The organism is Rhodopirellula sp. UBA1907, from assembly GCF_002337565.1.
In the GTDB taxonomy this organism is placed as follows: Bacteria; Planctomycetota; Planctomycetia; order Pirellulales; family Pirellulaceae; genus Rhodopirellula; species Rhodopirellula europaea.
On sequence record NZ_DDGH01000086.1, the window covers coordinates 31076 to 31289 of the forward strand.

Genomic DNA, 214 nt, shown 5'->3' on the forward strand with positions numbered 1-214 from the left:
TCCATCACCGACGCGATGGCCGGTGGGTGTTCGCCGTTGGGAATCAACCGCACACCGTCGTCGGCGACGGATTCCTCGTCGGTCCTTCCCGCTGTCCGGCCGGCAACCGCCATGCTCGCGATCATGTAAAAACACAGCAACAGGATGATCCACATCCAAAGCACGCTGTGCATGCCACCGCCGCTGGCCGTCAGCAGGAACACCAGCGGGATCG

The 214-nt window shown here is 63.1% G+C and carries 1 pseudogene; it reads right to left on the reverse strand.

From position 1 onward, the window contains the following. A pseudogene (locus tag B2R17_RS19210) lies at positions 1–212 on the reverse strand (site-2 protease family protein); the annotation flags it as partial. Positions 213–214: the final 2 nt, after the last annotated feature.